This is a genomic window from Dyadobacter sp. 32, assembly GCF_902506755.1.
Lineage (GTDB): Bacteria > Bacteroidota > Bacteroidia > Cytophagales > Spirosomataceae > Dyadobacter.
Map to the genome: position 1 here is coordinate 1,021,442 of NZ_LR735258.1, position 15,496 is coordinate 1,036,937.

Annotated in this window: 9 protein-coding genes; 2 read left to right on the plus strand and 7 right to left on the minus strand. The window is 43.4% G+C overall.

What is annotated here, in order from left to right:
- Positions 1-311 precede the first annotated feature (311 nt).
- From DYADSP32_RS04060 to DYADSP32_RS04075, 4 genes are all read right to left on the minus strand, one after another.
- The gene (locus DYADSP32_RS04060) at positions 312-1,736 is read right to left on the minus strand and encodes a DUF1501 domain-containing protein (protein ID WP_149243922.1); all 1,425 of its coding nucleotides are present in this window, start codon (positions 1,734-1,736) and stop codon (positions 312-314) included.
- A gap of 157 nt (positions 1,737-1,893) precedes the next feature.
- Positions 1,894-4,263, minus strand: coding sequence for a DUF1549 domain-containing protein (locus DYADSP32_RS04065; RefSeq protein WP_414617505.1), 2,370 nt, complete (start codon positions 4,261-4,263; stop codon positions 1,894-1,896).
- A 187-nt stretch (positions 4,264-4,450) separates the two neighbouring features.
- On the minus strand, positions 4,451-5,959 hold the full coding sequence (locus DYADSP32_RS04070) for a RagB/SusD family nutrient uptake outer membrane protein (RefSeq protein WP_149243920.1): 1,509 nt from the start codon (positions 5,957-5,959) through the stop codon (positions 4,451-4,453).
- Between the two features lie 13 nt (positions 5,960-5,972).
- The gene (locus DYADSP32_RS04075) at positions 5,973-9,164 is read right to left on the minus strand and encodes a SusC/RagA family TonB-linked outer membrane protein (protein ID WP_149243919.1); all 3,192 of its coding nucleotides are present in this window, start codon (positions 9,162-9,164) and stop codon (positions 5,973-5,975) included.
- Between the two features lie 702 nt (positions 9,165-9,866).
- On the opposite strand from DYADSP32_RS04075, the gene DYADSP32_RS04080 reads away from it, so the two are divergent.
- Positions 9,867-11,786 (plus strand): gliding motility-associated C-terminal domain-containing protein, encoded by a 1,920-nt coding sequence (locus DYADSP32_RS04080; protein ID WP_149243918.1) that lies wholly within the window; start codon positions 9,867-9,869, stop codon positions 11,784-11,786.
- A gap of 78 nt (positions 11,787-11,864) precedes the next feature.
- Here DYADSP32_RS04080 and DYADSP32_RS04085 read toward each other — a convergent pair whose 3' ends face one another.
- A complete protein-coding gene (locus tag DYADSP32_RS04085; RefSeq protein ID WP_149243917.1) occupies positions 11,865-12,293 on the minus strand; it encodes a helix-turn-helix domain-containing protein in 429 nt (142 codons plus the stop codon).
- Positions 12,294-12,598: 305 nt separating this feature from the next.
- Positions 12,599-13,414 carry a 2,3,4,5-tetrahydropyridine-2,6-dicarboxylate N-succinyltransferase gene (locus tag DYADSP32_RS04090; RefSeq protein WP_149243916.1) on the minus strand — a complete coding sequence of 272 codons (816 nt, stop codon included), beginning with the start codon at positions 13,412-13,414 and terminating at the stop codon, positions 12,599-12,601.
- 337 nt (positions 13,415-13,751) lie between these two features.
- On the opposite strand from DYADSP32_RS04090, the gene gap reads away from it, so the two are divergent.
- Positions 13,752-14,765, plus strand: coding sequence for a type I glyceraldehyde-3-phosphate dehydrogenase (gene gap, locus DYADSP32_RS04095; protein WP_149243915.1), 1,014 nt, complete (start codon positions 13,752-13,754; stop codon positions 14,763-14,765).
- Positions 14,766-14,831: 66 nt separating this feature from the next.
- On the opposite strand, the gene trmB is transcribed toward gap, so the two are convergent.
- Entirely contained in the window at positions 14,832-15,491 is a 660-nt protein-coding gene (gene trmB, locus DYADSP32_RS04100) for a tRNA (guanosine(46)-N7)-methyltransferase TrmB (RefSeq protein ID WP_149243914.1), read from the minus strand.
- Positions 15,492-15,496 lie beyond the last annotated feature (5 nt).

The window sequence follows — 15,496 nt, forward strand, 5'->3', positions numbered from 1 at the left end:
GGTATAATATTACTATGAATAGTCTTGTATGCGCAATTTGATAAGAAATAATTTAGGGAGTATCCTGTTGTGTCGGGTAACTGCCTGGGTATGCATATATCGATTAGAATTCTGAGCCGATGTAACCAAGAAGTTTTCGTCATAACTTCTTTTAATTTCAAAGCGACGAAATGGTACTATTTACTAAAATACATTCCAAAACGTTTAATTTCACAATCAATAACGTACATGAAGTATAAAAAACACCTGACAGACATTGTCAGGTGTCGGGAATTGAAAACCAAATTCTTCGGTGACTACAGTTGATTTTTTCAACTAAGGAGTTCCATTACCGCCTTTCCCTTACCATCAGGAGTGGTATAAAAGGGCCTCTTTTCTACTTCATACTGGGTGTCTTCCGCAATGCCCAGCGCATGATATATGGTTTGATGGACCTGGTCAATTTTTATCGGGTTTTCAATGGTTTTGCAAGGTCTTTCATCTGCTGTTTTGCCATAAACAAAACCTTTTTTGATGCCGCCGCCAAACATGAGCATCGATCCGGCATCGGTAAAATGGCGATGCATCCCGTAGAATTTCATATCGGTCAGCACGTCGGGCTGATTGACCTGTTCCAAAACTTTAAATTCCGGCTTGCCTTCTACCATCATGTCGCGGCTGAACTCACTGGCAAGTACAATCATCGTCCGGTCAAGATGCCCGGACTTGTCCAGATCCTTAACCAGTTGGGCGATGGGGCCATCGATCATCTTTTTCATATCTACCAGCCGGGTGTGCCCATTTTCGTGTGTATCAAAACCTTTAAACGGTTCGTATTCGGTAGTTACACTGATGAACCGGGCACCTTGTTCGGTCAATCGCCTGGCAAGCAGACAGCCCAATCCGAATCGTCCCGTGTTGTAAATATCATAACTTTCCTTGGGCTCGGTGGAAAGGTCAAAAGCCTTTGATTCGGGAGAATTAAGCAGCATATAGGCCTGCTCCATGGATCGTTTCAACGATTCTTTCTGGTAATCACTGCCGAACTCCCCTACCGGACTTTTGCTGATCAGGTCGTTATAAAGCTGATTTCTGCGTTCAAATCGTTTGGCATCCATCCCTACAGGCGGCCGTACACTTTCAAGCCCCTGGCTGGGATCCGGGATCATAAACGGGCCAAACTCGTTGCCAAGAAATCCTGCAGTGTGAAATGCTTTCAGCTCTTCGGCCTCCCCTACCGTAAACCGTTGACCGATGTCTATGAAAGCCGGAATCACAGGATTTTTTGGGCCTAACTCTTTGGCAATCCAGGAACCGATGTGTGGTGCGGCCACGGTTTGCGGCGGTTCATAACAGGTGTGCCAGTGATACTGGTGTCGGGAATGCAGAATATGACCCATATCGGCGGCTGTGTAGGACCGGATCAGGGTGCCCTTGTCCATTACCTTTCCTATTGACTGCAGTCCCTCCGAGAAGTTTATGCCATCCAGAACGGTAGGTACAGGTTTAAATGTACTCAGCACTCGGTTGCCTTCCATGCCGGTTTCATATGCAGTGAATCGCTTCGGGTCAAATGTTTCAGTATGTGCCATGCCACCGGCCATCCACAAAAGAATGACGGTGTCGGCGGAGGAATCCGGAGCTCCAATGCGTTTACAGCCAGACAAGAGCCCGGCTACTGGAGATGTTGCCGCTAGTGCGGCAAGTGTGGCGGCGCTGGTTCTTTGAAGAAATTCTCTTCTATTCCACTTATTCATTGCCATGTTGATTTTGTAATAATAATTTTATTAATAATATTTATTATACTTATTAATAGTTTTTTAAGTTTTAAATGTATTATAAGTTTTCGCCTTATAATATGTATTATTACTGTTAATAAGTTTAGTTATCCTTTTTAGAACTTCTCTTATCATTCTAAAAAATTAGCTGGAACTCAGGTGATAGTGTTACAGCCCAAACAAGATCCTGTATACTTTCCTCATTTGGTTTGTCGCCCAGTATTTTCCGGGCTACTGCAAGCTCCTGCTCAAGTGGTGCACGTCCATAGGCCTTTTGGTAAAGGGTTGTTACCAGCGCGTTGGACGTGGGGTATTGGGCTTTCCATTTTTTAGCACCGGATTTGAGCGTTGCCGTAAACTTGGAACCGTTGGTTAGCTCTAATGCCTGAAGCAGATTAGCCTGAGACATCCGGCTTGTACTTACGGTTTCACGGTTTGGTCTTCCTAGTGCTGTCAGGAATGGGTCGTTTTTAACCAGCGATGCACGGGGAAAGGGTATCTCTGTTTTTATATTTTCAGGAAGCCTGTTTATGGCCAGAGCCGAATCGGCGTATACAGGACTGAAGGTAACACTAACCGCATCTGCAAATTGCTCAGCAGTAAGTCGGCGACGTACCATTCCGGTAAACTTATAATTATTCGTCATCAGATCGCCTGCTTCCTTCACCGAAACGGACGGTAGTTGATAGGTTTTTGAGGTCAGAATATTTTGAATCAGACGTTTTATGTCGTACCCGTTTGCCACGAAGTCCGAAGCAAGCCAGTCCAGCAGATCTGCATCCCACGGAATATTGTCCATCACGTCCACGGGTTCGATCAGTCCCCTACCCATAACCTGAGCCCAAATACGATTCACGAGTGTTCGGTACAGCCGACCGTCTTTGGGTTGTATAAGAAAATCTGCAAGCTGACGCAGTCTTTTTTCAGTGGGTGCATCCACATCAATTTCCCCTAATTCAGGATACAGTATTCTTCTGCCGGCCATCTTTCCGGTAGGTTTATCGCACCGGTTTATTTCCAAGGTGGTGTCGGCAAATATGTTGGCAAAGGCATAGGCATCTTCCAGTTTCCAGTCGCTGATAAAACTGTCGTGACAGGAGGCGCATTTCAGGTTTAATCCCAGAAGTACCTGAGCGACGTTTTGTGCAGCCTGCATTTCAACCCGCTGACTGGCATTGATGGTGCCCCGCCACTTTATTCCCTTTATAAATCCTTCCGATTCTTGATTAGGACTGATCAGTTCTTTTACGAACCAGTTGTATGGTTTATTTTGCTGCAACGATGTATAAAGCCATTTGGTAATGTCGTATCGTCCTTTGGTAATGTACCCTGTACCTGAATAGTCATTTCGTAAGGCATCATTCCAAAAGGTGAGCCAATGCTGCGCGTAATCCTCATTTCTGTTGAGCAGGTTTTTAACCAGGATTTCCTGTTTGTTTGGGCGGGAATCATTCACATAAGCAGTGATACTGTCGGGTGGCGGTAACAATCCGATCACATCCAGATACACCCTTCTTATATAGGTGCGATCATTGACTGCCGGTGACCACTTCGTTTGATTCTTCTGGAAATATACATTCACGAATCGATCGATCGGTTGTGTCAGATCACCTGTTGCGGCTGGAATGGCCGGCATTCTGGGTGCCATTTCGGCCACTCGATAAATACTTTTTTCCTTGTCGGGGTATGGAGCACCTTTTTCGATCCAGAATTTTAGCGTTGCTACGTCATTGTCTGTGAGTCTTTTCCCCTTTGTGGGCATAGCATCTTTATGGCCGATTGGAAGGGTGATTCTTCGGATCATCTCACTCTTTCCAGGATCGCCGGGAACGATAACGGGGCCGTTTTCTCCCCCCTTCATTACAAGTTCCTTCTTGTCTAATCGAAGCTCTCCTTTCATTTTGGCTTCCCCATGGCAACTATAGCAGTTATGGGCCAGAATGGTGCGAACTTCCAGGTTGAGATCTTCAATCTGTGTTGGGGTAAGGGCAGCTCCATTCGCACCCATGCTGGCAAATGAGAAATTAGCAGATCCGTCGGATGGCGTTTCCTCTGTGTTTTTTCCAAAAGGCAAGGTACTGCTCAGGTAGTCGTCACCATGGGTGATCATGGCACCGTAATGACCGGCAAAACTGACACCGAGTACCGTGACCATTAAGAGTATCCTGTATGGGATTCGCTTTTTGAAACGAAGGGATATGAGCGCTGCGATGGATAAGCCCATTGTGGCTACTCCTGCCCAGCGGTGAATTTCAAGATTGGTTCCTGCGGATTCTTCCTGAGAGGCCAGCATCCAGCCAAAAATAACAGCAAGCACTGCGCTCGTTGCGCCTATCCAGGTTAGAATATTTGTAGCGTCCTGTAATTTCTGATTTTTACGTTTCCAATCAATCAGTTCAAGGATTAGTGCCACACATAAAAGTCCGATTGGAAAGTGCACGAGCAAGGGATGAAGTCGTGCCAGGAATTGCCATAGCCAGAAGGTTTCAGTTGATTGTAATAACACGATAATTGTAATTAGTGGTTTAAGAATAATATACCAAGCAGGGCTTGTATAGGACTAAGTTGAATAACTGCTAATTATACATTTTAATAACGAAAATTTATAGGAATGGTTGTTAAATATTCAGGAGATATGCATTTTAAGGCATATCTCCTGAGATTTGGAACAAACAACGCTTTTAATGCAATCCTTAATAGCCCGTGTTTTGAGTTAGTTTCGCATTGATGAGAATTTGTGACGCCGGAATCGGTAACACGTATTCTGCTTCTGTAAAAACGTAATCCGTTGTATTGAAAGGGACATTTCCCCTTGCTACTGTGGGATTAGCTCTTTCCATGGCTCCGTGGGCATTCATAAACGAGGCCCATTGTGCTGGTGTTTTAGTTCTCTTCAGATCAAACCACCGGTGATTTTCGAAGGCAAGCTCCAATCGCCTTTCTTTTAATACCGCAGTTCGGAAATCTGCCTGGCTCATGCCTGTCAATTCGGCCAGACCCGCTCTTTTCCTGATTTGATTCAGATAACCTAGTGCTTCGGCGCTTCCTCCTGCTTGTTCATTCATTGCTTCCGCCAGCATAAGTAAAACATCGGCGTACCTGAGTACCGGCCAATTGGTATTGGTTCTGTTCACAATGGTGTGCGGGTAGTTGTACTTCGTTACGTAAGGTACGGGATATACTGTTGTCCCAAGGGTAAAGCTGGTTTTAAGCGAAAGATCCTTTCTTAGATCACCCTTTTCATAGGTTGCCATGATGTCATTGGTAGGTACATTTCGACCACCGTTGGCCCCTGCTGCGTAACCAGTGACAGCGCCCAGTGAAACCCTTGGAGCAAAAACGTATTGAAAGTTACTTTGCTCTCCCAGGTCATTATCTCCCTGGTACTGCACTTCAAACAGTGACTCTACCCCATTCTTTTTTGCAGGCGCCGGGTCAAAGTTATCGGCATAGTTGGCATTGAGCGCATAACCTAGGGAGGTAATCTGCTTCAGCGTGGTAACAGCTTCGCCGTACTTTTTTGTAGTTAGAAAAGTTTTTCCCAATAACCCAAGCGCGGCACCTTTAGTGGCACGGCCTTTGTCTGCAGCTGCGGTGTACTTGGCAGGAAGCAATGCAGCGGCTTCTGTCAGATCTTTTTCTATTTGCGCCCAAACCTGTGCCTGAGGAGACCTCACAAGGTCAAAAGCGGGTTCAGGGTTGGACAAGGTGTTGGTTACAATGACAACATCGCCGAAGTATTGGACCAGATTGAAGTACATGTAGCCTCTCAAAAATTTGAGTTGGCCTTCTATCTCCTTTTTGGGAGCGTCGTCAATGGTTGCAGTCGCCAGTTTTTCAAGCGTGAGATTGAGATTATACAGGGCTGCATAATACACATTCCACAAGTTGTTGATTTCTCCATTGCCCGAATTTACTGTTGAGAATTCGAAAGCTTCCCAGCCTCCCGCTCCACCCCGATCGGAGGGATTCAAATCGACGGTTGTATTGTCGGTTTGGAACTCACCAAAAATATAAGCCGTGTTGGTCATGGACTGAAGTGCTCCATAGACTCCGTTGAGAGCCTGTTTTACCTGCGCTTCGTTCTGGTAAAATTGACCTACACCAACCTTTGTCGGGTCGGTTTCATCAAGGAAATCTTCACTACAGGACGACTGAAAAAGTGAGATCGTTATGATGGCTATTGCTGTAATTTTTTTCATCTGAGTGATTTTTTTAGAAGTTAACTTTGATACCTGCTGAGTAGGTTCTTGGAACAGGGTACGACTCATCGTCGTTATTAAGCTCCGTTCCACCTCTGACGCCGGCATCCGGGTTGTTGCCAGGATATTTGGTCACGAGCAAAAGGTTGGCTGCGTTCACAAAGATCCGTGCATCCGATAGTATACCTTTTATCTTGGGAAGCGTATAACCAATTGTAACATTCTTAATCCACATGTGTGTGCCATCGTACACATACCTTTCGCTACTCTCCCGCGACCATTTGAAATAGTCTGTTCCACCCTGCGAATTTTTATTGTTTGGATCAGGTCCTGGATTTTCAGGCGATCTCCATCTGTCTTTGGCTTTTTCAAGAACATTGAAAACGCCATCCATATTCATGGTAGATGCCTCGATATTTCTGTATACATCAAATTTGTATGCACCCATTAGAAGTACGCTGAAATCAAAGCGCTTGTAATCGGCGCCCACGTTCCATGCCCAGTTGAACTTTGGGTTTGGATTTCCTATTTCCGTCATATCCTTGGTATCGTATGAAACGATTCCGTCAGGCCCCCCGTCAGGTGCTCCATGCAAATCGGCAAATTTCATGGCTCCAGGTATAGCCCCCTCCTGTAAAGGAGCAGCATCTATTTCTGCCTTGGTGTTAAAGATCCCCAGCTTTCTGTATCCAAAGATCATTCCGATGGGTTGCCCAACTTTATTGATGTTATATCCGCCATACTGGCTTCCGTACAATAAGAAGTCATTGGCTCCTTTGATCTCAAGTACTTTACTACGATTGATGGTGACGTTCGCATTGGTGCGGAAATTAACCTGTCCAATTTTTAATCTGTACGAAGCGGCAAGTTCCACCCCCTTGTTTTCTACCTTACCGAGGTTTGTCAGAGTCGAAGTGAACCCGGAAACCGCAGGAATGCTATAAGGCAGAAGCATGTCATTCGTTATTTTTTTGTAGTATTCGAAAGTAAATACCAGAGAGTTATTGAACGTGGAAAGATCCAGACCAACGTCAAGCTGGTTAGACTTTTCCCAGGTTAAGGCTTCATTGGCAAACCGGTTTACAACCTTACCCGACGCCAGTGTATTGTTGAAAACATAGTTGTTTAACACTAAAAAGGACTGGCTGGCGTAGTTTCCGTCATCTCCTGAGTTCTGAGCCGTTTCGAAGTTGTTGTTGGCGCTGACCGCATAGCTATTGTTACCCGTCATCCCCCAGCTTCCCCTTAATTTAAGGTCTGTAAGCCAGGACGCCTTAGGAATAAATGATTCCTCCGAAATTCTCCAACCCACGGAAGCGGCTGGGAAGTTACCATATTTGTTCCCTGCGCTGAATCGGGAACTTCCTTCCCGGCGAAAACTTCCTGAAAGCAGGTATTTGTCTTTGAATGCGTAATTGACCCTGGCCAGGTAAGCGATCATTGTCCATCTTCTTTCGATGGAGTTTGATGATCGAATGGTAGCGGCTCCAAGGTATGGGACAAGGTCGTCAGGAAAAGTATTTCCGCTACCATAAAGTCCTTTGACGGTTTCCTGCTGTGCGGTATAGCCCAGCATGGCATCGAAATGATGGTTTTCTCCGAAATTATTGTTGTAGGTAAGCAGCTGGTCGGCCGAATAATTTCTGAGTTCTTCGGAGTCATCTCTGGCAGTGGCAATTCGTGGAGGTGCTCCGTTGGTACCGGTTGCAATCGCGTTTCCTATGGTCGACGGAACATAGTCCTTATACATGTTGTAGTTAATCTTGGCGTTTACGGAGGATCGGAATTTAAGACCTTTGGCAAGATTAAACTCAAGGTAACCGTTCGCTAAAACATCAGCGATGTTACGTGTTCTCTTTACATTTTTAAGAACGTATAGCATATTTGGAAAGCCGAAAATATCGCCCACACCATTGTAATACGGTATCAGCTCGCCTTTTTCGTCGTATGGGGAGTAACGCGGATCGCTGATCAGGGTTAACCCTACCAGATTGCTCCTGCCATTGGTTGCGGCAACCCTGGAAGTGGAGTAGCTTCCGGCCAGATTGATTCCCATGGTGATAAATTTGTTGATATCGCCGGCCAGGTTGGTTCTCAGGGAAGCACGATCATATCCGGTGTACTGAAGGGAACCGTCCTCCTTGTAGTATCCGAGGGAAACCACGGACTTGATGGGGCCTTTTCCCGATGACAAGGTCAGGTTAATGTCCTTATATGGAGCATTGTTATTTAATATCAGGTCAAACCAGTTGGTTGAAACTTTGGTATCGGCCGGGTTACGGAAGTTGATGGGAATGTCCGTCTCTTCCGGAGACTTGCCATTGGCCAGAATATACCTGCCGATGAACACTTCCCGTTTGAATTGTGCGAAATCCTGACCATTTAATACTTTCGTTTTCCGGGAATCGGGAACATTCTGCACGCCATAGTCTACCGATACACTTAGGTTCAATTTTCCTTCTTTGGCTGATTTTGTGGTAATAAGTACCACACCGTTGGATCCTCTTGCCCCGTAGATCGCTGTGGATGCGGCATCTTTCAGGATGGTGATGGTTTCAATATCGTTGGGGTTTAAGTTTTGACCAACGGAAATACCCACAGGAAAGCCATCGATTACATATAATGGATCGCTACCGGCTCCAAGGGAGCTGATACCCCTCACTTTCACCTCAAATTGTTGCCCGGGCGTACCGCTTTTTTGTTTGATAATAACACCCGGAGCCTGACCCTGCAGCATACGTGTGACGTTCGATTTCGGCATTTCACCAATATCTTCCATATTGATTACTGATACTGCAGAGGTAATATCTCTTTTGCGTTGCGTACCGTATCCTACCACAACCACTTCTTCAAGAGCTTTGGTGTCTACGGCCAAATCAACATCTATCGAGCTTTGATTACCTACAGTTATTTCTTTGGATAGATAACCTACAAAAGAGAATACAAGTACCCTTGTACCGCTTTCAGGCAATTCAATGGAATACTGGCCTTCCGCGTTGGATACGGTCCCGGTACTGGATCCTCTCAGCACTACGCTAACGCCTGGAAGCGCCGCTCCCTTCTCATCCGTAATTTTACCTCTGACGGTTTGATCTGTATTCACCGTAAAGGCCGGATTCCGTCCACTGGTATTACCGGAATACAAGGGGGAGGCGAATAATGTCGAAGTACAAAAAATGCCCAGGACAAGTTGTGGAAAGGACATTTTGAAGATGTTATACAAGTTACAGTATAACCTTAATAGTCGAAATTGATCCATAAATTATTTAGGTTTTGATCTTTCTTAATGATTAAAAGAGTTGGTTTGGATCCGGTTGTATTCCAAGTGTTTAAAGTGTTGAATTCCAGAGGACCGACTTGGTCTCCGAAATATCTTTTGTGATTCATCAGCTTGTTTTTGCATAGATTAAGTTTAGGTGAAACATTTTAAAGCCAGCCCATAATGCTTGTTTAATATTACAGAGGGAGGTGGATACTTGTAGTGCGCAGTGCCTTGGTTAATCCATTAAATGAGAATTGTACCGTTTTGAAATCTTTTTGATCATCACTTTATGCAAGGCTTACTATTGAAATATGACAATATATAGATCATATTATCATATTTTAAACAAGGTAAATTTTATGGTTTCTCTTACCATCCTGCTCTGTCTGTATCCATGCGGACACTTGTTTTTCATTTGAAATTGGATGCATAGAAATAGGTTGGTTCGAACACGCATCGGTTATAGAGCAAATTCGATTGTCTATTAATTTTCGCCGTATTTCGACAGATGTTCACAGCATTTTTGGGTCGGAATCACGCTTTCACTCTGGAAAGGAGGCAATTACAAATTTTGTTTACTAACTTTAATGTATAGAGTTAAGTCGGGCGCTCTGTTTGATTATTTATACGTTATGGAAACTTCCTATGAAAAAAGTGTACTATATTCTGCTATGTCTGCACTTGATTGTTTTGTCCAGCAATGTTTCATTTGCAAATCACATTGTCGGAGGCGAAATTAAGATGAAGCCGTTGGGGGGCGGTTATGCGTATGAGGTTAGCCTGCTCCAATTCTGGGATGCAAATAATCTGACCATCCCTACCACGGTAAGTGCGGGAAACAGGGATCTCAGAGCATCTTTGTATATCTATAAAAAGAGAAACAATCAGTTTGTAGATTCTGTTGTTGTTAATTACCGCTCTTCTCAGAACGTCACTTATCAGAATAAAAGCTGCGCCACGGCACGAGCTATGAACACCGTTCAGGGTGTTTACAGCGGAAGTATTACCCTATCACCTCAAACATATAATGAGCCGGATGGGTACTATATAGTCTGGGAGCGCTGCTGCAGGAACGGCGACATTAACAATATCAAATTGGCCGGTATAACAGGAATGGTTTTCTATTTAGAATTTCCTCCGGTCTCAATAGTCAATTCATCTCCGGTATTTCAGTTTCCCAATGGACAATATATATGTGTGAATAGGTCCTTCTCCATGAACATGTCGGCTTCTGATGCTGATGCCGACGAGCTCTACTATTCAATGGTAACCCCAATGCGAGGGAACACCAGTAATCTGGCGAATATGTCGATAGGTAATTCTTCACCCAAAGCTGGGTATCCTTTGGTTACCTGGGAAAACGGAATTACGACCGACAATGCCATTCCAGGTCCGGTTCCATTAACAATCGGCCCTCGCACCGGCCTTTTGACCGTGACTGCGAATGCTGTTGGATTGTATGTATTTGCCATTCAATGCGAGGAGTACAGGAATGGCAAACGAATTGGTGTGGTTAGGCGAGATTTTCAGCTATTGGTTATTGATTGTGGTACTGATATACCAGAACCGCCTGTTGTAATGTTTCAAGCGCAACCTGCCACGGAAGTGAGAGTATGTCCGGCTAAACTTGTCCAATTGGAAACAACCCCGTCTAATCAGTGGTCATACCAGTGGCAACTCAATGGACTCAACATAGCTGGAGCGAATTCAGAAAAGGTGATGGTAAGTGATACAGGTACTTATACGGTGATTAAAAGCTATAAAACAAAATGTACCAGTGACACTGCCTCAGTGCCCGTTCGGGTGTTGTATGCAGACCCGGTTGTGGCTAAAATTATCCAGGGTAAGGCTATTTTGTGTGAAGGTGAAGAGACGGTTCTGGAGGCAAGTTCCACTGGTGCAGACATGGGAGAATTGTCGTATACGTGGTGGAAAGGAAATGTAAAACTAGCCATTACTGGCGGTCAGATCGCCGTCCAGGATCCTGGCGAGTACAAGCTTGAAATGAGGGAAGATCGGTACGGTTGCACCGGGCGTGATTCAGTTTTTATTAAAAGAGAACTGATTGAAATAGCCCTGCCCGAAATAGTTACTATCGCGAAGGGAACAACTGTTTCTGTTACAGCCCGTGTAACCCCATCAGGTATAGGCTACATGTACAACTGGATGCCTGAAGACTCAGGTTTGAAAAGTGTTTCCACAGATTCCATAGCTGTTCTTGGACCATCAGCCCCTACCTCCTATGTGGTAGAAGTCACATCTGCCAATGGCTGTCAATCAACAGATTCTGTGCTCGTATCTGTAATTGATCGCCTGTATATTCCGGATGCATTCAGCCCGGATCGTAATGGAGTCAATGATGCATTTGTGTTGTATAACCACGATGGGCAAATACTGGAAGTAAGCATTTTTAACCGATGGGGTAATGTAGTTTTTCATTCCCAGGGGTATGCACTCCCATGGGACGGAACTTATAAAAATATCGTTGTTGCTCCTGGTGCTTATCCGTATATTATCAAAACCAGATTTGGTGATTATAAGGGAGAGGTGCTTGTTTTGCGCTAGCCCCCTGAATCTATTTCTGCCTGCGTTTATTTATGAGCTTTCTGTGCTGATTCACAGTGTATCTCTGTACAAGAGTTGCTAATTTTTAAATTCCTGAAAACTACCGTCGGTATAGAGTATGAGTATCCGATCAATTTTTTTTTCCTTAGGTTCCATTGCTTCTAATACCACATTGGCAGCTTCCTTTTCAATAGTATGATTATGGATGTATTGATCTGTGCTTAATTGTTTTTTGTTACGCCCTGCGGTTCCTGAAGTAGGATTTGCTGTTTCAGAAATCGTTTTCTGCTGATTTATTTCTGGCAGATCATACTCGTCCATGATCCAGTCAAATCCCAAATCTGGGAATCGGCGAATTATTTTCTGAATGATGTCCAAACTGGGCTTGTTTCGCCCGGCCAGGATATGGGAGATACTAGCCCGTTGAATACCTATTTCATCTGCAAAATGTGATGGAGTGAAATTTTTAATTTCTAAAATCTGCTTGATCTTTTCGGTTAAATCCATACCAGTTCTATAAGTTTTAAATACAAATGTAAATAATATTAATGTAAATACAAAGGGAGGTCTTACCTACACATGTATACAGATTGAAATTCAATAATATAAATTTGTAAATAAAAAATTGAGAAATGTTAATTTAATTAATTAACATTGTTATCGCCAATAGCCCTTAGTAAAGAATATTAGGTGCTGTTTGCCGTCATGATGCTTTTGAGCAAAATTGAACCCGGAAATGGGTAGCCAGAAAAAAAGCGACATGGGAAGATGCCGCTTTTTACATTTGTAAATTATTTTCGCTTTCTCAAGAACTACACAGTTACGTTGTTTTCTCGTAACGCATCATTCAAGGAAGTTTTGAGGTCAGTGCTTGGTTTACGTTTACCAATTATAAGTGCACAGGGTACATTGTACACGCCGGAGGGGAATTGTTTAGGGAGAGTACCTGGTATAACCACGGAATCTGGGGGAACCATTCCTTTATATTCGATAGGTTCCGGACCAGTAACATCAATAATTTTAGAGCTTCCAGTAATTGTAACGCCCGCTCCTAAGACTGCACGAGCTCCTATATGAGCACCTTCCACAACAATGCAACGCGATCCAATGAACGCCCCGTCTTCAATGATCACAGGAGACGCTTGTACAGGTTCGAGCACTCCGCCAATCCCTACGCCACCACTAAGATGTACATTTTTACCTATTTGTGCACAGCTGCCAACGGTAGCCCAGGTATCTACCATTGTGCCCTCGTCGATATAGGCACCAATATTAACGTAGGATGGCATGAGTATAACTCCTTTTGATATATAGGCACCGTATCTCGCAACAGCCGGAGGAACAACACGAACCCCGAGTTCCTTATAACCGGTCTTAAGTTTCATTTTATCGTGATATTCAAAGATACCGACTTCACTTACCTCCATTTGTTGGATGGGAAAGTAAAGAATAATCGCTTTTTTAGCAGCTTCATTAACTAACCATTCTCCGTTAGCTTGTGGTTCAGCCATTCTTAGTCTGCCTTTGTCTACTTCTTCGACTATATCTTTTATGAGCTGTATTGCGGATTGCTCTTTTAATAGTTCACGATTCGACCAAATTTCCTCAACCCGGGATGTAATATTCATGTTAAAGTTAAAAATTAATATAAACTATTTAAAATACAGATAATCAGCCGATTATACAAGATGACAATATGATATAAAAATCAAACTATACATCAATTCAGGCGCACCAGAATACAAATATAAAAGACTTATAGATATCAAACAACCACATAAGGTAGTAGTCGTAAAACTAAAATAAACCAAATAATACTAATTAAATCAGTAAACTAAATAAATTACTAATGGGCGGAAATTACTAAAAACAATAGTAATCAATTCGCATCTGTTCTTGACATTGCTTTTAAATTTCGTATATATTGACTAATTTTACAGTGTTATAACATAATCCATATTACATATGTCAAAAGTAAAAGTTGCAATTAATGGTTTTGGGCGTATTGGACGATTGGTCTACCGTCAAATCTACAACATGGAAGGCATTGATATTGTCGCCATAAACGATTTAACAAGTCCTAAGGTACTTGCTCATTTACTTAAATACGATACTGCACAAGGACGTTTCAACGCTGATGTAACATCTACAGAAAACTCTATATCTGTTAACGGCGAAGAAATTCTTATATATGCTCAAAGAGACCCTGCACAAATTCCCTGGGGTCAACACGACGTTGACGTTGTTCTGGAATGTACAGGATTTTTTACCAGTGCTGAATCGGCGGGTGCTCACATCACAGCCGGCGCTAAGAAGGTTGTCATATCGGCACCTGCGACGGGCGATCTGAAAACTATTGTATTCAATGTGAATCATGATATCCTGGATGGTTCAGAAACCATTATTAGTGGTGCATCCTGTACTACCAACTGCCTGGCTCCCATGGCGCAGGTGCTTGAAGAGAAATTTGGTATCGTAAATGGCTTAATGACCACCATTCACGCATACACAAACGACCAGAACACACAAGATGCTCCGCATCCAAAGGGCGATCTGAGAAGAGCCCGTGCTGCTGCTCAAAATATTGTACCTAACAGTACCGGTGCAGCAAAAGCAATTGGATTGGTTTTACCTTCCCTGAAAGGAAAACTCGACGGTTCGGCACAACGCGTACCTACCCTTACAGGTTCTTTAACCGAATTAACCGTTATTCTTGGTAAAGAAACCAGTGTAGAAGAAATCAACGCCGCTATGAAGGCAGCTGCAAATGAGAGTTACGGCTACACCGAGGACGAAATTGTCAGCAGTGATATTATCGGAATCAGTTTTGGCTCCTTATTCGACGCAACTCAAACAAGGGTTCAGAAGGTTGGTGGAACACAAATCGTACGCACAGTGAGCTGGTATGATAATGAAATGTCTTATGTTTCTCAACTAGTTCGCACCGTACATTATTTCGCCACACTTATCGGCAAATAATCTTCCGTACCTCAAAACTCCCAGAAAAAAAGCTCCGTTTCATATTGGAAACAGAGCTTTTTTTTCTTACAATATCCTGGCTTTTATATATTTTATCGAATGACCTTTTGACGAAAATATTCGCTCATAATGCGTTTTTACCTCATGATGATCCGAAAGAAGGCTTGAGCTGTACAAATCATGTGTGTGATCAATAATTTCATACTCCGCCTGAGTTCTGATAGCTTCTAGAGTATACTGGTACAAAAAATCGCTGTCTGTTTTAAGGCAAAACAAGCCATTCGGCTTGATGTAACGAGCATATTTCTTCAAAAAACCGGGGTTTGTTAACCTTTTATATTCATCACGATCACGCACCTGTGGATCAGGATGAATGAGCCAAATTTCATCGATCTCGTTGTCTTCAAAAAACTCATCGGCGTATTGAATTCCGGCTCTCAAAAATGCGACATTGTTCAATTTCGCCTCTGTAGCAATCATGCTTCCTCTGGCAATTCTGTCACCTTTAATATCCATCCCAATGAAATTTTTCTCAGGGAAGACTTTACCTAAACCAACCGAATATTCACCTTTACCACAAGCCAGCTCAACGACTATACTTCCATCGTTCTTGAAATACAACTCTTTCCATTTACCTTTTATAGTCTTATACAAATCCTTACCCGATTCAATAACATTATCCGCCTGAGCGCTAAATTGATAATGATGCAACTTCTTTCTACCCATTACTT

Bases quoted from the DNA above. Each gene is read 5' to 3' on its own strand.
- DYADSP32_RS04060 (WP_149243922.1), bottom strand. From the start codon at position 1,736: ATGAATAAGTGGAATAGAAGAGAATTTCTTCAAAGAACCAGCGCCGCC.
- DYADSP32_RS04070 (WP_149243920.1), bottom strand. From the start codon at position 5,959: ATGAAAAAAATTACAGCAATAGCCATCATAACGATCTCACTTTTTCAG.
- DYADSP32_RS04075 (WP_149243919.1), bottom strand. From the start codon at position 9,164: ATGTCCTTTCCACAACTTGTCCTGGGCATTTTTTGTACTTCGACATTA.
- DYADSP32_RS04080 (WP_149243918.1), top strand. From the start codon at position 9,867: ATGAAAAAAGTGTACTATATTCTGCTATGTCTGCACTTGATTGTTTTG.
- DYADSP32_RS04085 (WP_149243917.1), bottom strand. From the start codon at position 12,293: ATGGATTTAACCGAAAAGATCAAGCAGATTTTAGAAATTAAAAATTTC.
- DYADSP32_RS04090 (WP_149243916.1), bottom strand. From the start codon at position 13,414: ATGAATATTACATCCCGGGTTGAGGAAATTTGGTCGAATCGTGAACTA.
- gap (WP_149243915.1), top strand. From the start codon at position 13,752: ATGTCAAAAGTAAAAGTTGCAATTAATGGTTTTGGGCGTATTGGACGA.
- trmB (WP_149243914.1), bottom strand. From the start codon at position 15,491: ATGGGTAGAAAGAAGTTGCATCATTATCAATTTAGCGCTCAGGCGGAT.